This window comes from Sunxiuqinia rutila (assembly GCF_050589705.1).
GTDB lineage: Bacteria > Bacteroidota > Bacteroidia > Bacteroidales > Prolixibacteraceae > Sunxiuqinia > Sunxiuqinia rutila.
This window is the reverse complement of record NZ_JBNGOT010000004.1, coordinates 19263-40140: the sequence shown is the minus strand read 5'-3', so window position 1 is coordinate 40140 and position 20878 is coordinate 19263. Positions and strand designations below refer to the sequence as shown.

The window sequence follows — 20878 nt, the reverse complement described above, 5'->3', positions numbered from 1 at the left end:
GTTTTTAATTAAAATAGAGCTCGTTATAATTATTGCTACCATTAAAAGGGCTGACTCATTTTCCAGTAGAGGGAAAGCTGATAATTTGTCCGGTCTTGGCCTGGACAATGCCAAAGGCAGCATGAAAAGCGGCTAGTGCCGCAAGTTCAGTGCAGTGCGAGGGGAGTAGCGTTCGGATGTTTTCTTGGTCAAAATACCGAATGGTTTGTCGGGTTTGCTCATCCTGGCTTTTCAGGTGAAACCCGCCAATGACGGCGTCAATGGTGTGTACACCTGTTACTTGTTTGGCGTATTCGCAAATGTTGCAAATGCCGGAATGGGCACATCCCGAAATAACAATCAGTTTTCCATGGTTGACGATTGCCAAGGCTGAGTCGTCGGGCACAAAATCATCCACTCCGTTCTCCTGTTCAAAGGGCGTGCTTTGCGACTCAAAAGGTGTTATTCGGGGAATTTCGCCCAGGTAAAAAATCCGGTCTGAAATGCGATGGGGTTTCGCACTTGTTGTTAGTGCAAATTGCTGGTTAATTTCTTCGTACGACAAGGCAAGGCCTAAGGGCGAACGATCCTTTTTGCGAAATCGCCTGATGAAGGCCTCTGGGTGGGTGAGCAGAGGCTTGCCTTGCAAGAAACGCAGGCCGTTGCCATGATCCCAGTGACCATGGCTGAGTACAATCAGGCTGACTTCCTGCTGCAGGTCGATCCCCAACTTGCTGGCGTTTTGCCTAAAAACATCGCTGTGTCCGGTGTCGAACAGGATGTTCAGCCCATCCGCTTGAATCAGGTAAGAGAGTCCATGCTCTGCTAAAAAGTGGCTTCCGGCGGTGTTGTCAGTGAGTATGCTCAGTTTCATAATGCGAAAAGTAAAGGTGTTTTTTGAGGGCCTCAATAATCATTTTCGGAGCCCGCATGGGCTTGCGGCTGATTTTATCAACAAAGACGACGGTTGAATCTGCCGAGCAAATCAGTTCATCATATTCGTTTCGGATTTCAAACTGAAAAGCAAAACGGGTGGCTGGTAGTTGTGGAATTTTGGTGATCACTGTCAACAGATCGTCATAGCCCGCAGGTTTGTGGTACCGCAGGTTCATGCTGATCACTGGCATCATAATCTGATTCGATTCCAGTGTTTTATCATCAATTTGAAGTTCCCGAAGCAGTTCGGTGCGTGCCTGGTGGCAGTAGCTCACATAATTGGCATGGTACACGTAGCCCATTTGGTCTACCTCGCCATAGCGCGGACGCAGGCTGAAACGGCTTTCTAAAGGCTTATTCATAGCTGTTCAGTTTTAGTTGTTTCAACAAATGCCCCATGCGTTCCTGCTTGGTTTTTAAGTAGAACGAATTGTGTTGGTTGGGCGTCGTCAGAATGGGAACGCAGCAGGAAATGGCAATGCCATGCTTTTCAAGTCCGCTCTTTTTCTCCGGATTGTTGGTCAGCAACCGAACCTGGCTGATGTTTAGATAATGGAGAAGGGCTGCTCCAGCCCGGTAGTCGCGCTCGTCCGGTTGGTGCCCGAGTTGCAGGTTGGCATCAACGGTATCGACACCTTTTTCCTGTAACCGGTAGGCTTTCATCTTTTCCATCAGCCCAATTCCACGGCCTTCCTGTTGAAGATAAATCAATACGCCACAACCTGCAGCTTCGATCCGGATTAAAGCCTGTTGCAGCTGTTCGCCGCAGTCGCAACGCAGGGAGCCAAACAAATCGCCGGTAGCACAAGCAGAGTGAATCCGGACGAGTACCGGCTGTTGTTTCTCGGGCTGGCCTTTTATCAAAGCAATATGCTCCTTGCCATTGGCTTTTTCCTGAAAGGCCAGCAACTCAAAGTTCCCGTAAACGGTTGGAAGCTGCACGCGTTCCCCAATTTTAAGAATCGTAGTTTCAATTGATTGATGTTGAATTTCAAACATTTTTGAGCTTTGCTTAATTGTTGGTTGAAGCGCTGACTGTTGGAAGTTTACTTATTTTGTCGGCCAGAGTTTCAAACTGGTTGATCAGTGTTCCATCGGTTGATGCAAAGATGGTTTGACCGGTATCGCCCAGTTCGCAAGCGTCGCAAACCAAGGGAATCTGGGCTAGCAGAGGGACGTTAATCTGGTTGGCCAGCTGCTGACCTCCGCCACTTCCGAAGAGAAAGTATTTTTCCTCCGGATGTTTTTCAGGAGTGAACCAGGCCATGTTTTCCACAACACCCAACAGGGGGACCTGAATTCGTTTGGTGTTAAACATATCGGCTGCTTTGCGGGCATCGGCAATGGCCACCTGTTGTGGAGTAGTTACCAAAATAGCGCCTGTCAGGTTCAGCCGTTGGATGGTTGTCAATTGGATATCGCCGGTGCCAGGTGGAAAATCGATAATCAGATAATCCAACTCGCCCCATTCGGTATCGGATAGCAGTTGAGCTAATCCGGATGAGGCGGCTGGTCCACGCCAAATGAGGGATTTGTTACTAACCATAAAAAATCCGATGGAAATGATTTTGACACCAAATTTTGTAATTGGGATGATGGTTTCTTTTCCCTGATAATGGGCAATGGTTGGCTTTTTATTTTGCACCCCAAACATGATGGGGATGGACGGTCCGTAAAGGTCGGCATCAAAAATAGCTGTCCGAAAACCTTCGCGTGCCAAAGATACTGCCAGGTTGGCTGCTACGGTTGACTTTCCAACGCCTCCTTTTCCGGAAGCAACCACCAGGACGTTTTTTACTCCGGGCAGTTCTATTTTATCAAAAGGGTCTTGCTTATTCATGTTGTATGAGTTTATTCCAAATTTTTCGGATTTCATGACTGATTGCTGAGTCTGGTGCCCAATTGGTTATGCTCTCGCCATTGACCATGGCATCAACCACCAGCCGGTCAAAAGGAAGTTTCCCAATGATGGGAATACGCATCAACTGACACCAGTCTTCCAAGGCTTTGCTGAGTGAGCTGCTTAAGTCGTATTTGTTGATGACAACATAAATTTTGACCCGAAAGTGCTGGGCCAGCTTCACAATGCGTTTTAAATCGTGAATACCTGATTTACTGGGTTCAGAAACCAGAACGACTTTATCGATACCTGTTAAGGAAGAGATCGCCGGGCAGCCAATTCCCGGTGGTCCATCAATCAGAATTAAATCCGTGTTAAGCTCAAGAGCTGCCTCACGAGCCTGATCGCGAACCAGGTTAACGAGCCTGCCTGAGTTGTCCTCGCCCGGAGCGAGCCGGGCATGTATCATTTTGCCGTTTGGAATGTCGGCGGCAAACCATCGGCTTTTATCTTGATTGACCATGCTGATGGCTTTTTCCGGACATACCCGGGTGCAAAGCTGGCACCCGTCACAGGCTGTTTCTATCACCTGAAAGGTGTGGTTGGTTTGGCGGATGGCATCAAAGCGGCAATAGTCCATGCAAGCTCCGCAGTGGCTGCACTTTGCGTCATCAATCACTGCTTTTTGCCCCGATACGTAGGTCTCTTCGCGGTAATTGTCCGGATGGAGAACCAAATGCAGGTTGGCCGCATCAACGTCGCAGTCGGCCACCACAACTTTGGAGGCTAAAGTTGCCAACGCAGCGCTCAGGCTCGACTTGCCGGTTCCGCCTTTTCCGCTAAGTATGGCTATCTCGGTCATGTTCAATCTGTTTTTTTATACGAATGAAAAGTTCTTGAAATTGCTTGTTGTAGGCCGAGATGTTGTTGGTAATCAACTCTCCTTCGGAGTAAAGCTGGGCTATGCGGCGGTCGAAGGGAATCTCATCCAGCAACGGCAGCTTGTTTTCGGTTAGAAAACGATGAACATCCTGATTTCCCAACCCGCCCCGGTTAATAACAACGCCAAAAGGTTTGTTAAGGTGCTGAAGGGCTTGCACAGAAAGTTTGAGATCGTTTAGACCAAAAGGAGTAGGCTCGGTTACCAGTACGACAAAATCGGCTTCGTTTACCGTGGCAATAAAAGGGCAGGATGTGCCCGGCGGGGCATCCAGAATTGTGATTTGCTCTGGTTTCGCTCCTTTTATGGCTTGCGAAATGAGCGGCACCGATGAATATACGCCAACAGCTATTCGACCTTCAACGAGTAATGAGTGCTGGTTGTATTCATAGGTTGTGAGGGTGCCTGTTGTTTTTGCTTGCCATGAGATTGCCCCTGACTGACAAGCGTAGTCGCATGCCCCACAGTCGTGACAAAGGTCTTCGAAAACCCGGATATGCTGATGGCTTCGGACAATAATAATGGCATTGTACTGACAAAATTCCTGGCATTTTCCACAAAAGGTGCACCGATCTTTATCAATGACCGGGATGTTCTGGGTAACCAGTTGTTGTCCTTGCAGTTTTCCTTTAATGAATTGTTGGTCATTGGGTTCTTCGGCATCGCAATCAATTAAATCAACTGCATAGCCTGATTGTTGAATGACATTAAACAGGTTGGTGGCCAGTAGCGTTTTTCCCGTCCCTCCTTTTCCGCTTGCAACTGCTATCTTCATTTTTCTAATGTTTCAGGGTTAAAGTATCGGGTAACGACAAAGTCACCTTTACTGACTCCTAATTTCTTAGCAATGACATCACATTTAACCATCAGGAGGAAAAATATTTTTTCATTTCCTGATTCCAATAAGCCTTCAAGGTTGCCTTGACCTTTTGATATAATAACATCTGCTTGATTATATAGCCTCAAAAACTCATCAGAACATTGCTCTAAAATGGTCGATGGCGCATCGTATCCATTGGAAATGACCGGCACGAGCGGAGTCATTCCCACATAATGCGCATCGGACATGGTGGCATCGTTAATGATTGGCTGATCCCTGACCGCATAAACCAAATTGGGGTGATGAATGGTTTCAATGAACAATTTATCCAATACAATTTCACCGTTGTTATCACCCAGGTACAAAACCGTTTGAGCCTTTTGAATTGCTGATTTTAATTGATTGGAATGATCAATGGCAAAGTCAGAATTTAAGACATGGTCAATGGTTTCATCTAATCGATAAGTTTCACTGACCGCTGCATCAATTATATTTCCGGCAATGGCAAGTCGAAGTGCTGTGTTGAATGGGTCTTCACTTGATTCAACCTGAGCTTTGAATTTTTGATACTGATTCAGAATGACATCATTGCTTTGTTTCTTTTCTGTTCGATAGGGATCCTCTTGGTTATTATATTTTTTAAACCTTAGATGCAACTCTCTGGCTAATTGTGGTGTCGAGTATTCTTCTTGGTTTTCCATATAAAATTGCACCATCTCATGAGTAAAACTTAGTGCTTGCTCTGAAGATAATTTCTCTCGTTTAAGCAGTTTCTCAAAAGCCCGGTTAAAACAAAAGAAACAACGATAGTCATTAATCATGTTTATTCGTCATTAATGATCGCACGCATTTGCTCCGGATACCAACGAATTGCTTAACCAATCGGCTACAAGCTCGTGGGGTGATTTGGGCTGGGCGCCTACTGTTACTTCAATGTTTTGTTGATTGAACAGGCTAATGGCTTTTTGTCCAATGCCTCCTGCAATGATATTTGTAACTCCATGCTGCCCGAGCCAGGCAGGGAGCAGTCCTGGTTCATGTGGCGGAGGCGTTAAATACTCTGGTTGGAGCATCGTGTTGTTGTCAACCTGGATAATTACAAACTGCTGGCAATGCCCGAAGTGGGCGCATAGTTGACCATCCTCAACCGGGATCGCAAATTTTTTCATAGTCTCTATTTTTAATTTGATTCATTTGAAAGTAAACTGGCAGCTTTAAGGACCATTCAGCTGCCAGTTTTCAATCGGAAACAGTTCATCCTCAGAAGCAAGCTTTGCGTCCTGACGCATTCCCGCGTCGACGTCCTCTTCTTAAGCCCCAAAGACGATCTGATCTTTCCTCTTGTTTATTTTCAGGAGTGTTGGGCTCCTGTTGACCTGTTTGGGTGGAGAAACGGCCTTGACCTTTGGCTGCACAGCAACCTCTGCCTCTGCCTGATAAGGGACCTTCTCCCGCCGGGCCTTTTTTATTGAATCCGGGCATAATAACACCTCCTTTCTACCTGGTGGTCATTAATCGAATAAGTTCCTCAACGGTCTGTTCCGGACCATTGACCATGATCATCTGAATTTGAAGGTCTTCTAAAATGGTTTTCACTTTTCCTCCAAACTCGCCTGATATAATTTTCTTAACGCCTTGTGATGCGATTAGCTGAGCGGCAGCTGGACCTGCACCTTCATTGACATCCTTGTTTGGATTTTTGATGAACTCTGTTTTGTCTGACTCCAGGTCGTGAATCGCAAAATAAGCGCACCTTCCAAAGCGATTGTCAATTTTGGAAGAGCCTGTTTTTCCGGATGATGTAATGGCAACTTTCATGATTTATAAGAATAAATGAAAATAAACAACGACACAAATATAATGAACATTTGTTCATCAAACAGGGATTGGGCTGATTTTTTTTTATTCAGAAATATCGTTGAGATTCAGAGAGCTGCGGAATACGATTGTTTCACTGGTTCTTTTTGATTCCTTTAAAAGTGTTTACTTTGAATGGGATTGTGACAAAATGAATGGAACGTATTATGGGAACAATTGATGAGCATCAAAGCAAGGATGAATTGCTTGAGCGCCTACGGGAAAAAGACCGACTGCTGGCTGCTTTGACCAATCAGCTAAAGGAAGTGGAGCAGCTGAAGTTTGCCTGGGCGGGTAACCTGGGGCAATGGAGCTGGGATGTGCAAGCCAATAAGGTCAGCTTCAATGCGCTGAAAGCAACTACGCTGGGTTATGATCTAACGGAGGTTCCACAGGGCTGCGAATACCAGTTTTTTACCGATAAACTGCATCCGGATGATTACGAGCCTGTCATGCAAAATATGCGCGATCATCTTAGTGGAAAATCGGATGCTTATGAGGTGGAATATCGCATAAAAACCAAACATGGCGATTGGAAATGGTATTACGACCGCGGAACCATCACTCAGCGAGGACCGATGGGAGAACCCTTGTTTTTAACAGGCATTGTCTTCGACATTTCGGAGCGCAAGGCCATTGAAGAAAATCACCGAGCCCTAATTCGGTCGCTTTCAGAGCAGCTGAATTTGCAGGAGAACCTCTTCTCGGCCATCCTGCACGATCTGCGCACTCCTTTGTCCAACATTATCGGCTTTGCCGATTTATTGGCCCAAAACACGGAGGAAAACGATGATCGGGCGGCTGACACTGAATTTTTGAGCATTATTCAGCAAACAGCTGGTCAGGCTTATGACATGACTGCAAGTCTGATGGAGTGGGCAAAGGCCAAATGTTTAAATACGGAGAATAACCACCCGATTGCTTTGCGTGAATTGATTTTTGAACTTGCCGCTGAGTTTGAACCATTACTAAACAACAAGAAAATCAGTCTGCAAAATGACGTTCCTGAAGATGTACGGGTTTTTAGTAATGGTCCTATCTTGAAAATTGCCTTGCGCAACTTCTTGTCGAATGCGGTGAAATATTCTTACCACGAAGGAACAATCCTGTTGAGGTATCATGCTAAAACCTTATCGGTTATTGATCATGGTGTTGGCATGAGCAAGGAAAAACTGGCCTCGCTTTTTAGCTCTGTTGCTGGCTCAACACTGGGGACAGCCCAAGAAAAAGGGAATGGAATAGGCCTGGTGCTGGTCAACGAACTGATTCAGAAAACCAACATCCAGCTCATGGTAAATAGTGTAGTGGGGAAAGGTACACAAGTGGATTTAGTGTTTAAAGATATTGATTTGCAAAGATGATCTGGTTTTATGGCAAGTTGTCCGGCCAACTGCTCCTAAAATTGCTTTTTATTTGCAAACATAAAAAATGACCTTGTTTTTTTGTGTAAAAAGAAAATAAACCGTAATTTTCTATAGATTAACCAGATGGCCGAAGGAGGTCGAAAACCGGAAGCAATGACCTTAACAGTTGAATTGGTGAATTTAGAGAGAGCAAGCTTCCTGCGATGATGGTTTCAGGTCGGTGGTGTTGGAGTAGTTAACCTACTAAAGCAAAATTATGAAATCAGACGGCAGTCCACTCAAATCAAATATTGGTAAGACCTTAAAAGAACGGATCAATGGGTTGCTCAACAAAGAGCATGATCGGAGGTCAGACGCGAAGTTCCAGGAATTGCTGGAAGAAATGAATCAGTACCAACAGGAACTGGATCAAAAATCACAATCGCTTGAGAAACGTGCCAAAGAGCTGAGTGCATTATACAAGCTTATTCAGTATACTGAAGACAGATCCGTTTCGTCAGACAGTATTTTACAGCAGGTGCTGAGCTTGATCCCTTCTGCCTGGCAATATCCGGAAGCTACCGGCGTGCGCTTGCATGTGGGTGAAAAGACCGGGCAAACCTCCAATTTTAAGGAGACCCCTTGGATGCTGACCGAAGAGAGCTATACCGGCGATCGGCTGCTGGCCAAAGTGGAAGTGGCTTATCTGGAAAAGCGACCGGAAGCCGACGAAGGACCTTTTTTCAAGGAAGAACGAAACCTGTTGAAGGCCATAACGACCCACCTGAGCCGCTGTTTGGAGCGAAGAAGCATGGAAGAAGTGAGGCGGGAAAGCGAAGAAAACCTGCGCATCACCCTAAACTCCATTGGCGATGCTGTTATTGCCACCGATGTTAAGGGTGCCATTACCCGAATAAACCCGGTAGCTGCCCAGCTTACGGGCTGGAATCCGGAGGATGCAGCCGGCCGAAATCTGGAGGAGGTTTTTCATATTTTCAATAGTGTAACTGGCGAACCAGCCAGAAGTCCGGTCAGCAAGGTGATAAAAACCGGTGAAGTGGTTGGTTTGGCGAATCACACCAAGCTGGTTTCAAAAACAGGTGTTGAATACCAGATTGCCGATTCGGGGGCACCCATTCGGAACGGACAGGGTGAAATTACGGGTGTTGTGCTTGTTTTTCGCGATGTAACCGATGCCTATCAAATGCATGAAATGCTAAAAGAAAGGGAGCAAGGATACCGGGTCATGTTTGAAAATAATCCGCAGCCAATGTGGATTTATGACCTCGAAACGCTTGCTTTTCTGAAGGTCAATTATGCGGCTATCAACCATTATGGTTATTCCGAGGAAGAATTTTGTGGAATGACCATTAAAGATATTCGCCCGGAGGAAGACATCCCTGTCTTAATGGAGAGTGTCAGGCTGGGTGCTCAGGAATATGAGCGAACCCGGGGATGGCGTCATTTCAAAAAGAATGGCGAACTGATTTTTGTGGAAATCACTTCTCATGCTGTTGTGTTTAATAAACGCCCGGCGCGGCATGTGTTGGTTACCGATGTAACCGAGCGCAAACAAGCAGAATTTCGCTTGGAGCTGACTCAGTTTGGGATTGATCATGCGCAGGTGGGTGTTTTTCAGGTCGAAGAAGATGGAACGATTATTTATGCCAATCATTATGCTGCCAAAAGTCTGGGGTATTCCACCGAAGAATTGATTGGCAGTTCGCTTTTTACCATTGCTCCTCCATTCAATGCCAAAAATTTTCATAAGCATCGGGAGGGAATTAAGAGCAAGAAGAAGAGGAATACCTTTATTTCGACGCACCGACGAAAAGATGGAACCGAGTTTCCGGTGGAGGTCACGGTCAATTACTTTCAGTATAAGGATAAACTCCTGTCGTTTTCTTTTGTAAAAGACGTTACCGAGCAGCAGAAAGCCGAAAAGGCCTTACGCGAAAGCGAGAACAACTACCGGCTTTTGGTTGAAAACCAGTCGGATATTGTTGTGAAGGTCGATGTCGAAGGTCGTTTTCTGTTTGTGAGCCCGTCTTATTGCCGGATGTTTGGAAAAACCGAAGAAGAATTGCTGGGAAAAACATTTATGCCGCTTGTGCATGAAGAGGATCAGCGGAGCACGGCTGAAGCTATGAAAAAGTTATATAAGCCTCCTTACCGGGTTTCTCTGGAGCAGCGTGCCATGACCAAGGAAGGTTGGAAATGGTTGGCCTGGAACGATGTGGCTTTGCTGAACGACGAAGGAAAGATTGTTGGTATTATTGGTGTTGGAAGAGATATTACGGAACAGAAAAAGGCCGAAGCTGATTTGCTTGAGCTAAAAGCGCAGCTGGAAATTCAGGTGGATGAGAAAACGAAAGAACTGCAAGAGCGTGTTGACGAATTGCAGCGGTTTTATGATGCCACCATCGAACGTGAGTTCCGGATTAAAGAACTACGCGACGAAATAGAAAAGCTTAAAGAGAAGAACGCATGAACAGAATCGTGATACGCCTGGGCATATTCTTGTTGGCTTTGATTGCATCCCCCGCAATACTGGTTGAGGCAAGTTCTCACGTGCAGGAACCCGATACTATCCGGACTGTTTTGCTGGGAGCAGAGCCCGATTACCCACCCTACTGTTTGCTGGATGAAAATGGCAAGCCCGTTGGGTTTGCCGTTGATCTGTTCCGGGCAGCAGCTGAAGCTGTTCACCTCAATGTAAAAGTTAAGTTAGGCCCTTGGGTGAGCTTGAAGAAGGACTTAGCCGAAGGAGCTATTGAAGCACTTCCGATTATGGGAAGAACACCGGAACGAGAAGTTCTTTATGATTTTACCATTCCTTATATCCAACTGCACGGCGCTATTTTTGTGCGGCGCGACAATCAGGACATCCACACGTTGGCTGATTTAAAGAATAAAGAAATTCTGGTGATGAAAGGCGATGTGGCAGACGAATTTGTACGTCGCGAACGTATTTCTGACCGGATTTATACCACCACGACTTTTGATGAAGCTTTTACGAAGTTGGCGGCCGGCGAGGGCGATGCGGTGATTACGCAGCGTATTATTGGATTAAAAATCATGGAGCGGCTGAACCTGCAAACGGTGGTTCCGCTGAAAGCCCCTCTGCCCGAGTTTCGGCAGGAGTTTTGTTTTGCTGTTCAAAAAGGCAACGAAGCCTTGTTGGCTCAGCTGAATGAAGGGCTGTCAATCGTGATGGCCAATGGTACCTACAAGGCCATCCATCAGAAATGGTTTGGTACTGCATTTCAGGAACATTTTACAAAAGCTGATTTGCTCAGGTTGGTGCTTTGGATTTTCGTGCCCTTGTTGGTGGTCTTATCGCTGTTGTGGATTGTACTGCTTCGCAAAGAGGTTGGAAAGCGAACCCGGCATCTGAACGAAGAAATCATTGAGCATAAAAAAACCTGGCGGGTGCTTCAGGAACAGCAAAGCCGGCTCAAAGAAAGTGAGGAGCAGATTCGCCTGTTGCTTAATTCAACCGCCGAAGGAATTTATGGTACCGACACCCGCGGCAACTGCACCTTCATCAATCAATCGGCACTAAAAGCTTTGGGTTATGAGGACCGGAGTCAGGTAATTGGACGAAACATGCATAAATTGATTCACCATACCAAAACCGATGGTTCTTACTATGAAACAGCGGCGTGCGATATTCGAAGAGCCTTTAGTTCAGGAACTGGAATTCATAATGAAGATGATGTGTTTTGGCGGGCCGATGGCAGTTGTTTTCCTACGGAATTTTTCTCTTACCCAATTCATAAAAATGAGGAGATTGTAGGCCTTGTGGTTACCTTTTGGGACATAACTGAACGGAAACGATCCGAAAGGGAATTGCTGGCCTTGAAAGCCAATCTGGAAATTGAGGTTGCTCAACGCACGGCAGAGTTGGAGGAAAAAGTACAAAAACTGGATAAGAGTCAGAGAGCCTTGTTGTATATGGTTGAGGATCTGAATCAGGTTAGTAAAGAAGTGAATGAAGAGCGCCGGAAGCTGGAATTATCCAACAAGGAACTGGATGCTTTTACTTACTCGGTGTCTCACGATTTAAGAGCTCCCTTGCGCGCTATTAACGGGTATTCTGATTTTTTACTGGAAGATTATGCAGACAAGTTGGATGATGAAGGGAAGCGTTTCCTTAGGGTTATTCAGAATAATGCCTCCAAAATGGATCGGTTGATTACGGACATGCTAAACCTTTCACGGATTTCGCGTGCTGAAATGCGGATGAGTAAAGTTGATATGGGCAAAGTGGCCAAGTCCATTTTTCAGGAACTTGCAAGCCGGAAAGAACAAGAGCAGTTTGTCCTTGAAATCTCAGCCATGCCCGAGATAGCCTGCGACTATTCACTCATAAAGCAAGTCTGGCAGAACCTGATTGGCAACGCCTTGAAGTACAGTGAAAAGTCAGGCGTTAAGAAAATTGAGATTGGCTCATGGGAAGAAGGAGGAGAACAAGTTTTCTTTATCCGGGATTATGGTGCTGGTTTTAACCCCAAGTACCAGGATAAGTTGTTTGGCGTGTTTCAGCGCCTGCATACCGAAGAGGAATTTAAAGGCACCGGGGTTGGACTGGCCATTGTGCAGCGCATTGTGTCGCGGCATGGTGGGCAGGTCTGGGCTAAAAGCGAGTTGCAGGAGGGGGCTACATTTTACTTTTCGTTGAATGGAGCATAGGAATAAGCAAGTCAGCAATAGAGACCTTAAGGATATTTAAAAATGAACCTGCTAAATGAACTAACGAATGGAGAATTTAAATGAAGTGGAGATCTTGATTGTCGAAGATAATCCATTGGATGCCGAAATGGCCCTTCGGGCACTGAAGAAGAATAAACTGACCAATAAAGTGCTGGTGGTGGGCGATGGAGAAGAGGCCCTCGATTTTGTTTTTGCACGAGGAAAGTTTGATGAACGCTCCCGGCAGTCGCGCCCTAAAATTATCTTGCTTGACTTGAAATTGCCCAAAATTGATGGGTTGGATGTGTTGAAAGAAATTAAAAGTCATCCGGAAACGAAGGTCATTCCGGTTATTATGCTCACTTCGTCCAAAGAAGAATCCGACTTGGTGAAAAGTTATCAACTGGGTGTTAATAGCTACATTGTAAAACCAGTAGATTTTGACAAGTTTGTGGATGCCATTCGTGAAATCGGTTTTTACTGGCTGTTGTTGAATCAACAAAAACGTTGAAACGGACTTTGCAGGGACACATTGGAACAGGTATTCCGAATAATTCCTGAAAAATTGAGCAGTTCACAGTTCGGATGGCAATGAACTCATTTCGAGCTGTGTTTTGGTTTCGATGGTTTGCAAATCATATCCTGAACATGAAGCAAAATTGAAACAGGAGTTCTGTTGACTAAAAAACTTGCTTACTTTTAAACATTGGAATTGCCAGGAGGATCCTTTTTGGTCTGTCGGGATTGAGCGAAGTGGAACTTGCCAAAAGTTCTCTTTGTTGAAAGGAAAATACCTGCTGCTTTCCAAATGACTTTGCGCAAGCGAAATGATGTAGATTGATTTTTATAAAAACCATAATTAAATTTTATGTATTCTAATCGTCAACTCCTTCTTTTAGGAGGAACAATTGCTCTAAGTGCTATGTCTTGTTCTCAGTCGGCTGAGAAACCCAAGCCGAATGTTCTTTTTATTTTGGCTGATGACCTGGGTTATTACGACTTGAGCTGCATGGGCAGTTCTTTTTACGAAACACCTAACATCGACCGGATTGCTCAGGAGGGTGTCGTATTTACCAATGGTTACGCCGCCTGCCAGGTGTGTAGTCCTTCGCGAGCCAGTATTATGACGGGAAAATTTCCGGCGCGCCATGGAATTACCGATTGGATTGGAGCACCGGTCGGCGAAAACTGGCGAAAGCTACAACGACACAACAAGTTGTTGCCCCCGAACTATGTGTTTCAGCTGGATTCTAGCTATCTGACCTTGCCTGAAGCCATGAAGCAGGCCGGATATAAGACATTTTTTGCCGGGAAGTGGCACTTGGGAGACAAAGGCTCTTGGCCCGAAGATCATGGTTTCGATGTAAACATTGGGGGCTGGCATGCCGGGAGTCCAATCGGAGGTTACTATTCTCCTTACAACAATCCGAACCTCGAAAACCGGAAGGATGGCGAAAACTTATCAATGCGTTTAGCCGAGGAAACAGTGGCCTATTTAAAGGCCAATAATCCTGCTGAAACCGGACAGCCGGTGTTTGCTTTTCTTTCCTTTTACGCCGTGCATGGGCCAATTCAAACCACTGAGGAAAAATGGCAGAAGTACCGCGAAAAGGCAGCGCAGGCTGGGATTGCCGAATCGGGCTATGAAATGGGGCATTTCCTTCCTATTCGTCAGGTGCAGGATAACCCGGTTTATGCCGGCTTGGTTGAATCGATGGATGATGCCGTTGGCCGCGTGCTGAGTAGCCTGGAAGAGCTGGGGCTGGATGAGAATACCATTGTCATCTTTACTTCAGATAATGGCGGGGTTTCGGCTGGTGATTCATTTTCGACTTCCAACCTGCCTCTTCGCGGAGGCAAAGGCTATCAGTTTGAAGGCGGTATCCGGGAACCTTATTTCATCAAAGTGCCAGGTTTGACTAAGGGCGGAACAAAGAGCGATGTGCCTGTAAGTGGAACCGATTTTTACCCAACGATTCTGGATTTGGTCGGAATTACTCAGTTGCCAGACGAGCATGCCGATGGTGTGAGTTTGCTGCCTGTTCTGCAAGGAAAATCATTGCCTGAGCGTCCTTTGGTTTGGCATTATCCGCATTACGGAAACCAAGGAGGTGAGCCTTCATCCATTATCCGCTTGGGCGACTGGAAACTCATTCATTATTATGAGGACGGGCGCGAAGAATTGTACAACCTGAAAACGGACATGGAAGAAAAGCACGACCTTGCTTCAGCACAGCCTGAGAAAGTTGATGAATTGCATGCACGTTTGTTTGATTACCTGAATGAGGTTAATGCCAGATTTCCGGAGAAAGATCCGGAGTATGATGCTGAGCTGGAAAAAGCCCATCTGGAGAGGGTGGAGAAAAACAGAATGCCTCAATTGGAAAAACAACGGCTTCATTATTTATCGGAAGATTTCAACCCAAACAACAATTGGTGGGGAAGTCAGGTAACAAAAGATTAATCCAATTTAGAAGAACCCTTCGGGGTTCTTCTAACCAAAAAAAGGAGTGCAATTTTGCACTCCTTTTTTTTCTTCTGTTGACCCGCCAGATCAAAATAAGATCGCTTGTTTGTATTGATTAACAGATCTTTATAAATGCATATTTTTGACAGGGGACAGTCTAGGGGACAAACTGCGTGAATAGTGTTATTCCAAATATTTCCTTAATATCAGTTCTTTTTGTTTGGGTATCAATTCAATTTCCTTTTCCAAAACGGATATTTTCTTTTCAATCCTCTCAATTTCAGCTACTATTCTTTCTTGTTCTGGAAGTGAGGGTAGTGGAATTTTAATACTATTTAAATTATTTTGGTTCAATTTTGGTTGTGCCTGACCAGTGATAAATTCAGAAATATCTGTTTGATTTAGATATAATTCAACTAGTTTATGAGTTGCCATATCTTTAAATTTTAGGATATGGGCATGATTGTTAACCCAAATTTTACCGCTTGCAGTAAAAGCAATAGAGGAAACCCTTGACTTTAAATTTGCACCATCTTCAGAAATAAGCAAAACAGTATCATCTATTAAATAATCCGATACATAATCAACAATTCCAGATGCTCCATAGTACGGAAATATGCCGTTTTCTCTATCACTCTTTGTGACTGGTTTTCTTTTACTATCAAGATTCTCAGATATATTCTCTAACGCAACTTTCCTATTTGATTCAAGCTGTATAATAACATTTTTAATTTGCTCTTTTAAGTCATTTACTTCTTCAACCGCTTTTTGCTCTTGTTGTTCTAAAAGCTCAATTTCAGAAACAATCTTTTCTTGTATGTTTATGGGAGGAACAGGAATTTTAAAATCTGAAACTTGCGGCACAGTTAACTGTGGAATAGGTGCACCAAATGAACTGAAATCTATTTGATTGACCAATAATTCTAAATATTTTGGTAATGCTTTTTCAGGGTCTGGAATTAATACCAATAGTCTTACTATTGGGAAAAAAGGTTCATTTCTTACGATTGTATATCCAATCGTTCCTCTAGCCGAGATTGTTATACAAGGTTCATCTACTCTTGATTGGTTTGTATATCCAAATAAACCCTTGTTTTCTGATGAGTTGGCGTAAATAGGAATTTGATATTTCTCTGTTTTCACTTTGGAAAAATCATTCTTAGGTAAATCCCCACCTGCAAATAATTGTTTTGAAATCTGACTTAGTTTAATTTGATTCCATTTACTTTCAATTCTAACTTTTTTTTTAGCACTTAATGAAATGCTCTTTTCAAAATCAGCTCTGTCAAAAGTGAGCATATCAACCAAGTTTTGATAAGTGATATTTGATTTTAAATTTTCCGCAATATCTAAATCAAACTCACCATTGAAAGCTTTGTAAATATAGGTGCTTGCTTTTTCGGGGTTTGAAAAACTATCTGCATCGTACAATTGTGTACATTCATCAATAGACTTGCTTCGTTGCATTGGGTGAATACCTTCGCTACCCCTGCGGTTACTAAACTCATAACCTAAAAACTGTTTTTCAGCATTTTTCTCACCAGTTTTAATCAATACAAGTTTCTGAGGATACGTTATTATGAAATACAACAGTTTATTTTGTTCTAAAGCTAAAATGCTGTTCCGAAGCTCTTGTTCATTTTTTGCTTTTATCTTTTTTGTGTACTCTTTATAAATATCGTGTTGCTGTATCTTTTCGTTTGGAGATTTTTGCAATAAAGTCTTATAATCGTCAACTGAAATAGTGTCCCAAGCATGAGAAACATACTTTTGTAATGGTTTTTCTATTCCGTTAATGGTAACGTCTTGTAGATTAACGAATACTTTTTTTATTGCCTCTTCAGTATTATGAGCATCGGCGTTATTTCTGCGTTTTAAAAACAATGTAACAGTATTTGTTCCAGTAGCCATAAATGTGTTTGATCCCATTTCGGCAATTGCCAACACATCGAAATATTTTAAGATAATTTCTCGTGTTTGCGTGTAAATCCCTGTATTGCTTAATATGCTACTTGGTAAAATGATACCTGCAACACCTCCGTCTTTTAAAAGTTGTTTAGTACGCTCAATAAACAAACACTCAATTTCCGAACTTTGGTCGGTTAATCTGCTGTATAAATCAAATCCTTGTTTTGATTTTTCTTCATCCATCAACCCTTTAAAAGCTGAAACAGAATAAGGAGGGTTTGAGATGATTATATCAAACTGCTTATTGTCTTGTGGATAAGTTCTATCAGTTTCTTTCAGTAAATCTTTAAACTCTGTTGAAGAAGCAAAATCGCCCAAACCATCACCGTGAATAACTTTTGCTAAGCCATCGCCATGTAAATAGCAACTAACTTTTGCTGTTTTTACTAAACGATAATCTTTTTCCACGGCATACACATATTTTTCAGCCCAATCGAATTGGTCTTCTTTCCACTTTTTTATAGATTTTTTAGTTGTAGGGTTAAAATTGCTTTCATCAAGTTTATCAATGTACTTTTGAACTTCTTCCATTGATTCGGTAATGAAATGACCGCTTCCTGCTGCATAATCAATTATGGTAGGTAGTAAATCATTTTTATTTCCTGCTTTAATTTTTGATTGAGTGATTTCCTGTAACGGTAAACTTTTAATTATAAAACGAGCAATAGGTACGGGAGTAAAAAACTGTCCTGATTCTTGCTTCAATCCTGTAGTTAAAAGCAATTCAAAGAAATCACTTAAAAATTGTTGCCGATAATTATAACGAATCTGATAGACTTGAAGTAATTCAACAACTTCTTTAACAACTTTTGCATTCTCTTGAAAAGAAGCGTCGTCATAAACCTCTTTTATTGCAAATTCATTGTTTTTCTTTAACCTTATTTCTGTTAATATCTCTTTGAATTTGTCTTTATACTGCGTTTCAACTTGTAGAAATTGCTTATCGAACTCGCTATCGCTAACATCGGTAACTTTTTTTTCAAGAAGCTCTAACATTCCTCTATTGTAAAGGTCTGTTAAACGTTTTTGAAATGAAATATGATTATCTTCTCCCTCTAACCATTGAAAATGTAATTGTTCGTCGTCATCTCTATTTTCATCAACGATTTTGCATAAAAACAGCGTGAAGATTTTATTAAACGCATTCGGTTTGTCAGAAACAACATTGTGTCGAAGAATTTCCAAGAAACGATTAAAAATAAAACTACTATCTTCTTGTTTTAATACTTTTAAATCGTTCTTGGTTAGTGCTTTACTCTGAAATTCATAAGGCGATGCCCAATTGTCAAAAACTCCATTTGATTTCGGCAATTTATTCCAGCGTTCATACAAATCTTTTACATTCCCCGTTTGTCGGTAATCTTCTTCAATTTTAACAATTTCGTTTCTGTACTTAATTTCGTTTCCATCAAGCTCAGAAGTATAAAGCATTATAATTTCAGCATCTTTGTCTTGCTGAAAATAGGTAAATAGTTGTCCGCCGTTTTTACCTAAGTTCTTAAATTCTTTATCAAATTCAGCTCCCCAAGTTTTACATTCAACCATTAGGTAAGCAGAACCATCATCATTGGTAACTAAAATATCCAAACGTCCACTTGTTCCGTGACCAGTTGCCCAAGTCTTTTCAAGTGTAATATTTTGAGGTTGGTAACCTTTTTCAAGTAATCTATTCACACACTCCAATACAACCCAATTTTCAGTATGCGTAAAATTTTGAGTCGTCTTGCTTTCAGCTTTTATCTTGTCTCCAAAATTGAAATTTCCCCTTTCAAAGTCTATCTCGATTTCGTAATTGTCGCATTTAGAATATATTTTATGAAATATTCCTGACGTGTTTTCTTTAGGCTTAAATCCTAATGCTCGTATGAGCTTTTTCTGTGTCATAATAATATTAGAATTTCATTTCACCTTGTTTAGCATTCTTTTCCTTTGTGTATTTTCTTTGACTTTCAGCTATTGTAAATACATCATCTGAGCATTGGTATTTATTAGCTTCTTCGATCAAAATGTCGGCAACAAATAGATTTTTAATTTCTATATAATCAACGTTAAGAAATTCAGCCAGCTTTTCAAGACTTGCATATGGAAACTTTTTACGACTATTTTCAATTTTGCTAATATCAGTCATAATGATTCCAAGTTGCTGACCAAAGTCACTTTGATTTAACTTCTTCTTTTGTCTCTCTTTCTTTATAAACTCTCCAAAAGTTGCCATAAATGGTACTTGCTTAGATACAACTTGCTAGAAATGAACTTGCTATTTATAAGCAAATGTAGTAAATGTTTTTAAGTCTGTAATTAAGGAGTACAGATTTTTTGTATCAATGGAAGTAGAATGTTTTCCTCTAGTATTTTAAAGGTTAAATATTGAAAAAGGTATTCTCTAATGCTATTTAACGATAAGAGTCCCGTCGGAAAAGTTACATCAATATTAAAACCAATACTGAAGGTTTACTGCTCGGTGTAATCTTGAAGGCAAGATGCAGTCGGGTTTTTGGTTTTTTTTTGGCTGTATTGTTTGTTTTATTAGTACGGTTTTGTCTGATTTGCCCGTGTGGTGCGGCTTTGCGGAATCTGAATGTAATATCAAGTCCTTTATAAAGGTTTACTCGATAAATTTTAAAGGTTAAAAAAAAAGTCCAGACATATTTGCCCAGACTTTAAAGGTTTTAAAAGACTTAAATTTTAGAGAAAATCAGGAGTGACTTCATCTTTGTGTAGTCGCTTCAAAAATGTTTTATTTCTTCGATCGTAAACATTCATATATTCCCAACTTGAATGCTTTTCGTCCAAAAATTTTCGAAATGTACTAAGCTTGTGAATGAATGCCCATTTTTTGGGTTTTTGTGTTTCGAAGAAAACAATTGCTGAATAATCGTTTTTGTGTTTCATAATTAAGCCCTCCTCCCGTAGTTACGTTTTGTGAGAGCTGTTTCAAGATCAGCTTTCTTGTAGCGGACTTTGTTGCCAATTCGGTAGGAAGTAATCCAGCCGTTTTTTGTGTACTGATGCAGCGTTGGTAAAGACATCTGCAAATAGTTGGCAGCTTGTTGACGTGTAAAGAAAGTTTCTTCACTTTCGAGCGATAACTTCTTTGTGCCGGCTGTTGCTCCGTTAGCCAAGTTGACACTAAGCATTTCTTTAAATGCTTCCAGACATAATTCCTTGAATTCGTCTGTACTAATTCCGTGTAGGATAATGTGTGACATGTGTTATTTTTTAAAATGTTTATGTCACAAATCTCCGTTGATAAATTTGCTGTGGTCGAAAGTGTGGGTGAAACTGTGGGTGGTTTCTTTACTGCTTCTTTCTCAGTTTATTCACTTTATCCTGTATCTCACGGGCTTTTGAGGTAAGACCAAGCAATCTAAAAAAATCGACGACAGCATCTAGATTTTCTTCTGTTTCGTATTTGGGGATATCGGAAAACATGGGACGAATTGTGCTTTGCTTTAGCTCACTGATGAAGAAATCATACAACAGTGCTTTTTTTGTATTCGTTTTAATCTCGTTTCCAAACTTCCAGTAATGCAGAACCAGAAACTTTTGTTCTCCGGTAAGTTTTAGTTCAGTTGGTTTTGGGGCTGTAGAGGTAGAATAATCTTTTACAAATTTTCGATATTTTGCCCATTCAATACCACGGAGTTTTTCAAATAGTAAAGCCGTCTGATAACTTCGTTCTGACCAGTCAAATTCCTTGGAGTGGAGGAGGAAATCTTCATAGCCAGCCATAAAGAATCTGTCTTTTTCGTATTGTTCTCCGTCAACGATTGTGGTTTGTTTTCGGGTGAAAATATAATCGTCGATCTTTTTTAGCTCATATTCGATGATAGAATCTTTGTTTTTTGAATTGTTGGCGGCATCAATAAATTTTTGTTTCGATACAGAAATTTTAGGTTCTTTCTTATTTGTAAAAATATATTGGCCATCCTGATAGAGTAACCTGTTAAGGGTTTCTGTTTCATCTGGGGTGTTTGGGTAGATAAGAAAGTCGATAATTTCCATTTGCTCAAAGTGTGCCCAGAAGCAGTAA

Annotated in this window: 18 protein-coding genes; 5 read left to right on the top strand and 13 right to left on the bottom strand. The window is 42.2% G+C overall.

All coding sequences use genetic code 11. The features are described from left to right. Positions 1-55: 55 nt before the first annotated feature. The 9 genes from ACRD6K_RS05655 to ACRD6K_RS05615 all read right to left on the bottom strand — a co-directional run bounded on the left by ACRD6K_RS05655 (position 56) and on the right by ACRD6K_RS05615 (position 6333). Positions 56-853, bottom strand: coding sequence for an MBL fold metallo-hydrolase (locus ACRD6K_RS05655; RefSeq protein ID WP_430972436.1), 798 nt, complete (start codon positions 851-853; stop codon positions 56-58). After that, entirely contained in the window at positions 831-1277 is a 447-nt protein-coding gene (locus ACRD6K_RS05650; RefSeq protein ID WP_430972435.1) for an acyl-CoA thioesterase, read from the bottom strand. Before ACRD6K_RS05650 ends, ACRD6K_RS05655 begins: the two co-directional genes overlap by 23 nt. Next, positions 1270-1914 carry a GTP cyclohydrolase II gene (gene ribA, locus ACRD6K_RS05645; protein ID WP_430972434.1) on the bottom strand — a complete coding sequence of 215 codons (645 nt, stop codon included), beginning with the start codon at positions 1912-1914 and terminating at the stop codon, positions 1270-1272. Before ribA ends, ACRD6K_RS05650 begins: the two co-directional genes overlap by 8 nt. A gap of 13 nt (positions 1915-1927) precedes the next feature. Continuing rightward, positions 1928-2755, bottom strand: coding sequence for an Mrp/NBP35 family ATP-binding protein (locus tag ACRD6K_RS05640; RefSeq protein WP_430972433.1), 828 nt, complete (start codon positions 2753-2755; stop codon positions 1928-1930). Further along, complete coding sequence (locus ACRD6K_RS05635) at positions 2748-3617, bottom strand: ATP-binding protein (RefSeq protein ID WP_430972432.1); 870 nt, start codon at positions 3615-3617, stop codon at positions 2748-2750. Before ACRD6K_RS05635 ends, ACRD6K_RS05640 begins: the two co-directional genes overlap by 8 nt. Then, the gene (locus tag ACRD6K_RS05630) at positions 3595-4470 is read right to left on the bottom strand and encodes a nucleotide-binding protein (RefSeq protein WP_430972431.1); all 876 of its coding nucleotides are present in this window, start codon (positions 4468-4470) and stop codon (positions 3595-3597) included. The genes ACRD6K_RS05635 and ACRD6K_RS05630 overlap by 23 nt, the downstream gene beginning before the upstream one ends. Continuing rightward, the gene (locus ACRD6K_RS05625) at positions 4467-5336 is read right to left on the bottom strand and encodes a damage-control phosphatase ARMT1 family protein (protein WP_430972430.1); all 870 of its coding nucleotides are present in this window, start codon (positions 5334-5336) and stop codon (positions 4467-4469) included. The genes ACRD6K_RS05630 and ACRD6K_RS05625 overlap by 4 nt, the downstream gene beginning before the upstream one ends. A 12-nt stretch (positions 5337-5348) precedes the next feature. Next, the gene (locus ACRD6K_RS05620) at positions 5349-5684 is read right to left on the bottom strand and encodes a NifB/NifX family molybdenum-iron cluster-binding protein (RefSeq protein WP_299578744.1); all 336 of its coding nucleotides are present in this window, start codon (positions 5682-5684) and stop codon (positions 5349-5351) included. 328 nt (positions 5685-6012) lie between these two features. Next, positions 6013-6333 (bottom strand): NifB/NifX family molybdenum-iron cluster-binding protein, encoded by a 321-nt coding sequence (locus tag ACRD6K_RS05615; protein WP_299578742.1) that lies wholly within the window; start codon positions 6331-6333, stop codon positions 6013-6015. 194 nt (positions 6334-6527) lie between these two features. Here ACRD6K_RS05615 and ACRD6K_RS05610 point away from each other — a divergent pair, with 194 nt between their 5' ends. From ACRD6K_RS05610 to ACRD6K_RS05590, 5 genes are all read left to right on the top strand, one after another. Beyond that, complete coding sequence (locus ACRD6K_RS05610) at positions 6528-7733, top strand: sensor histidine kinase (protein ID WP_430972429.1); 1206 nt, start codon at positions 6528-6530, stop codon at positions 7731-7733. Positions 7734-7992: 259 nt separating this feature from the next. Further along, positions 7993-10206 carry a PAS domain-containing protein gene (locus tag ACRD6K_RS05605; RefSeq protein WP_430972427.1) on the top strand — a complete coding sequence of 738 codons (2214 nt, stop codon included), beginning with the start codon at positions 7993-7995 and terminating at the stop codon, positions 10204-10206. After that, positions 10203-12410 carry a transporter substrate-binding domain-containing protein gene (locus tag ACRD6K_RS05600; RefSeq protein ID WP_430972425.1) on the top strand — a complete coding sequence of 736 codons (2208 nt, stop codon included), beginning with the start codon at positions 10203-10205 and terminating at the stop codon, positions 12408-12410. Before ACRD6K_RS05605 ends, ACRD6K_RS05600 begins: the two co-directional genes overlap by 4 nt. Before the next feature lie 67 nt (positions 12411-12477). Then, a complete protein-coding gene (locus tag ACRD6K_RS05595) occupies positions 12478-12921 on the top strand; it encodes a response regulator (RefSeq protein ID WP_299578734.1) in 444 nt (147 codons plus the stop codon). 357 nt (positions 12922-13278) lie between these two features. Continuing rightward, positions 13279-14874, top strand: a complete 1596-nt coding sequence (locus ACRD6K_RS05590) for a sulfatase (protein WP_430972424.1) — start codon at positions 13279-13281, stop codon at positions 14872-14874. Positions 14875-15060: 186 nt separating this feature from the next. Here the strand turns inward: ACRD6K_RS05590 and ACRD6K_RS05585 are convergent, their stop codons facing one another. From ACRD6K_RS05585 to ACRD6K_RS05570, 4 genes are all read right to left on the bottom strand, one after another. Then, positions 15061-18729: a restriction endonuclease subunit S gene (locus ACRD6K_RS05585; protein WP_430972423.1), complete on the bottom strand. Its 3669-nt coding sequence runs from the start codon at positions 18727-18729 to the stop codon at positions 15061-15063. A gap of 7 nt (positions 18730-18736) precedes the next feature. Beyond that, positions 18737-19060: a helix-turn-helix domain-containing protein gene (locus ACRD6K_RS05580; protein ID WP_430972422.1), complete on the bottom strand. Its 324-nt coding sequence runs from the start codon at positions 19058-19060 to the stop codon at positions 18737-18739. A gap of 679 nt (positions 19061-19739) precedes the next feature. Further along, positions 19740-20054: a helix-turn-helix domain-containing protein gene (locus ACRD6K_RS05575; RefSeq protein WP_430972421.1), complete on the bottom strand. Its 315-nt coding sequence runs from the start codon at positions 20052-20054 to the stop codon at positions 19740-19742. 88 nt (positions 20055-20142) lie between these two features. Continuing rightward, the gene (locus ACRD6K_RS05570) at positions 20143-20850 is read right to left on the bottom strand and encodes a hypothetical protein (RefSeq protein WP_430972420.1); all 708 of its coding nucleotides are present in this window, start codon (positions 20848-20850) and stop codon (positions 20143-20145) included. Between the last annotated feature and the right edge of the window lie 28 nt (positions 20851-20878).

What these genes read in the sequence shown, in the direction of transcription:
- ACRD6K_RS05615 (WP_299578742.1), bottom strand. Translation starts at nt 6,333, where the DNA reads ATGAAAGTTGCCATTACATCATCCGGAAAAACAGGCTCTTCCAAAATT.
- ACRD6K_RS05655 (WP_430972436.1), bottom strand. Translation starts at nt 853, where the DNA reads ATGAAACTGAGCATACTCACTGACAACACCGCCGGAAGCCACTTTTTA.
- ACRD6K_RS05650 (WP_430972435.1), bottom strand. Translation starts at nt 1,277, where the DNA reads ATGAATAAGCCTTTAGAAAGCCGTTTCAGCCTGCGTCCGCGCTATGGC.
- ACRD6K_RS05580 (WP_430972422.1), bottom strand. Translation starts at nt 19,060, where the DNA reads ATGGCAACTTTTGGAGAGTTTATAAAGAAAGAGAGACAAAAGAAGAAG.
- ACRD6K_RS05590 (WP_430972424.1), top strand. Translation starts at nt 13,279, where the DNA reads ATGTATTCTAATCGTCAACTCCTTCTTTTAGGAGGAACAATTGCTCTA.
- ACRD6K_RS05595 (WP_299578734.1), top strand. Translation starts at nt 12,478, where the DNA reads ATGGAGAATTTAAATGAAGTGGAGATCTTGATTGTCGAAGATAATCCA.
- ACRD6K_RS05635 (WP_430972432.1), bottom strand. Translation starts at nt 3,617, where the DNA reads ATGACCGAGATAGCCATACTTAGCGGAAAAGGCGGAACCGGCAAGTCG.
- ACRD6K_RS05610 (WP_430972429.1), top strand. Translation starts at nt 6,528, where the DNA reads ATGGAACGTATTATGGGAACAATTGATGAGCATCAAAGCAAGGATGAA.
- ACRD6K_RS05620 (WP_299578744.1), bottom strand. Translation starts at nt 5,684, where the DNA reads ATGAAAAAATTTGCGATCCCGGTTGAGGATGGTCAACTATGCGCCCAC.
- ACRD6K_RS05605 (WP_430972427.1), top strand. Translation starts at nt 7,993, where the DNA reads ATGAAATCAGACGGCAGTCCACTCAAATCAAATATTGGTAAGACCTTA.
- ribA (WP_430972434.1), bottom strand. Translation starts at nt 1,914, where the DNA reads ATGTTTGAAATTCAACATCAATCAATTGAAACTACGATTCTTAAAATT.
- ACRD6K_RS05630 (WP_430972431.1), bottom strand. Translation starts at nt 4,470, where the DNA reads ATGAAGATAGCAGTTGCAAGCGGAAAAGGAGGGACGGGAAAAACGCTA.
- ACRD6K_RS05625 (WP_430972430.1), bottom strand. Translation starts at nt 5,336, where the DNA reads ATGATTAATGACTATCGTTGTTTCTTTTGTTTTAACCGGGCTTTTGAG.
- ACRD6K_RS05575 (WP_430972421.1), bottom strand. Translation starts at nt 20,054, where the DNA reads ATGTCACACATTATCCTACACGGAATTAGTACAGACGAATTCAAGGAA.
- ACRD6K_RS05600 (WP_430972425.1), top strand. Translation starts at nt 10,203, where the DNA reads ATGAACAGAATCGTGATACGCCTGGGCATATTCTTGTTGGCTTTGATT.
- ACRD6K_RS05640 (WP_430972433.1), bottom strand. Translation starts at nt 2,755, where the DNA reads ATGAATAAGCAAGACCCTTTTGATAAAATAGAACTGCCCGGAGTAAAA.
- ACRD6K_RS05585 (WP_430972423.1), bottom strand. Translation starts at nt 18,729, where the DNA reads ATGACACAGAAAAAGCTCATACGAGCATTAGGATTTAAGCCTAAAGAA.
- ACRD6K_RS05570 (WP_430972420.1), bottom strand. Translation starts at nt 20,850, where the DNA reads ATGGAAATTATCGACTTTCTTATCTACCCAAACACCCCAGATGAAACA.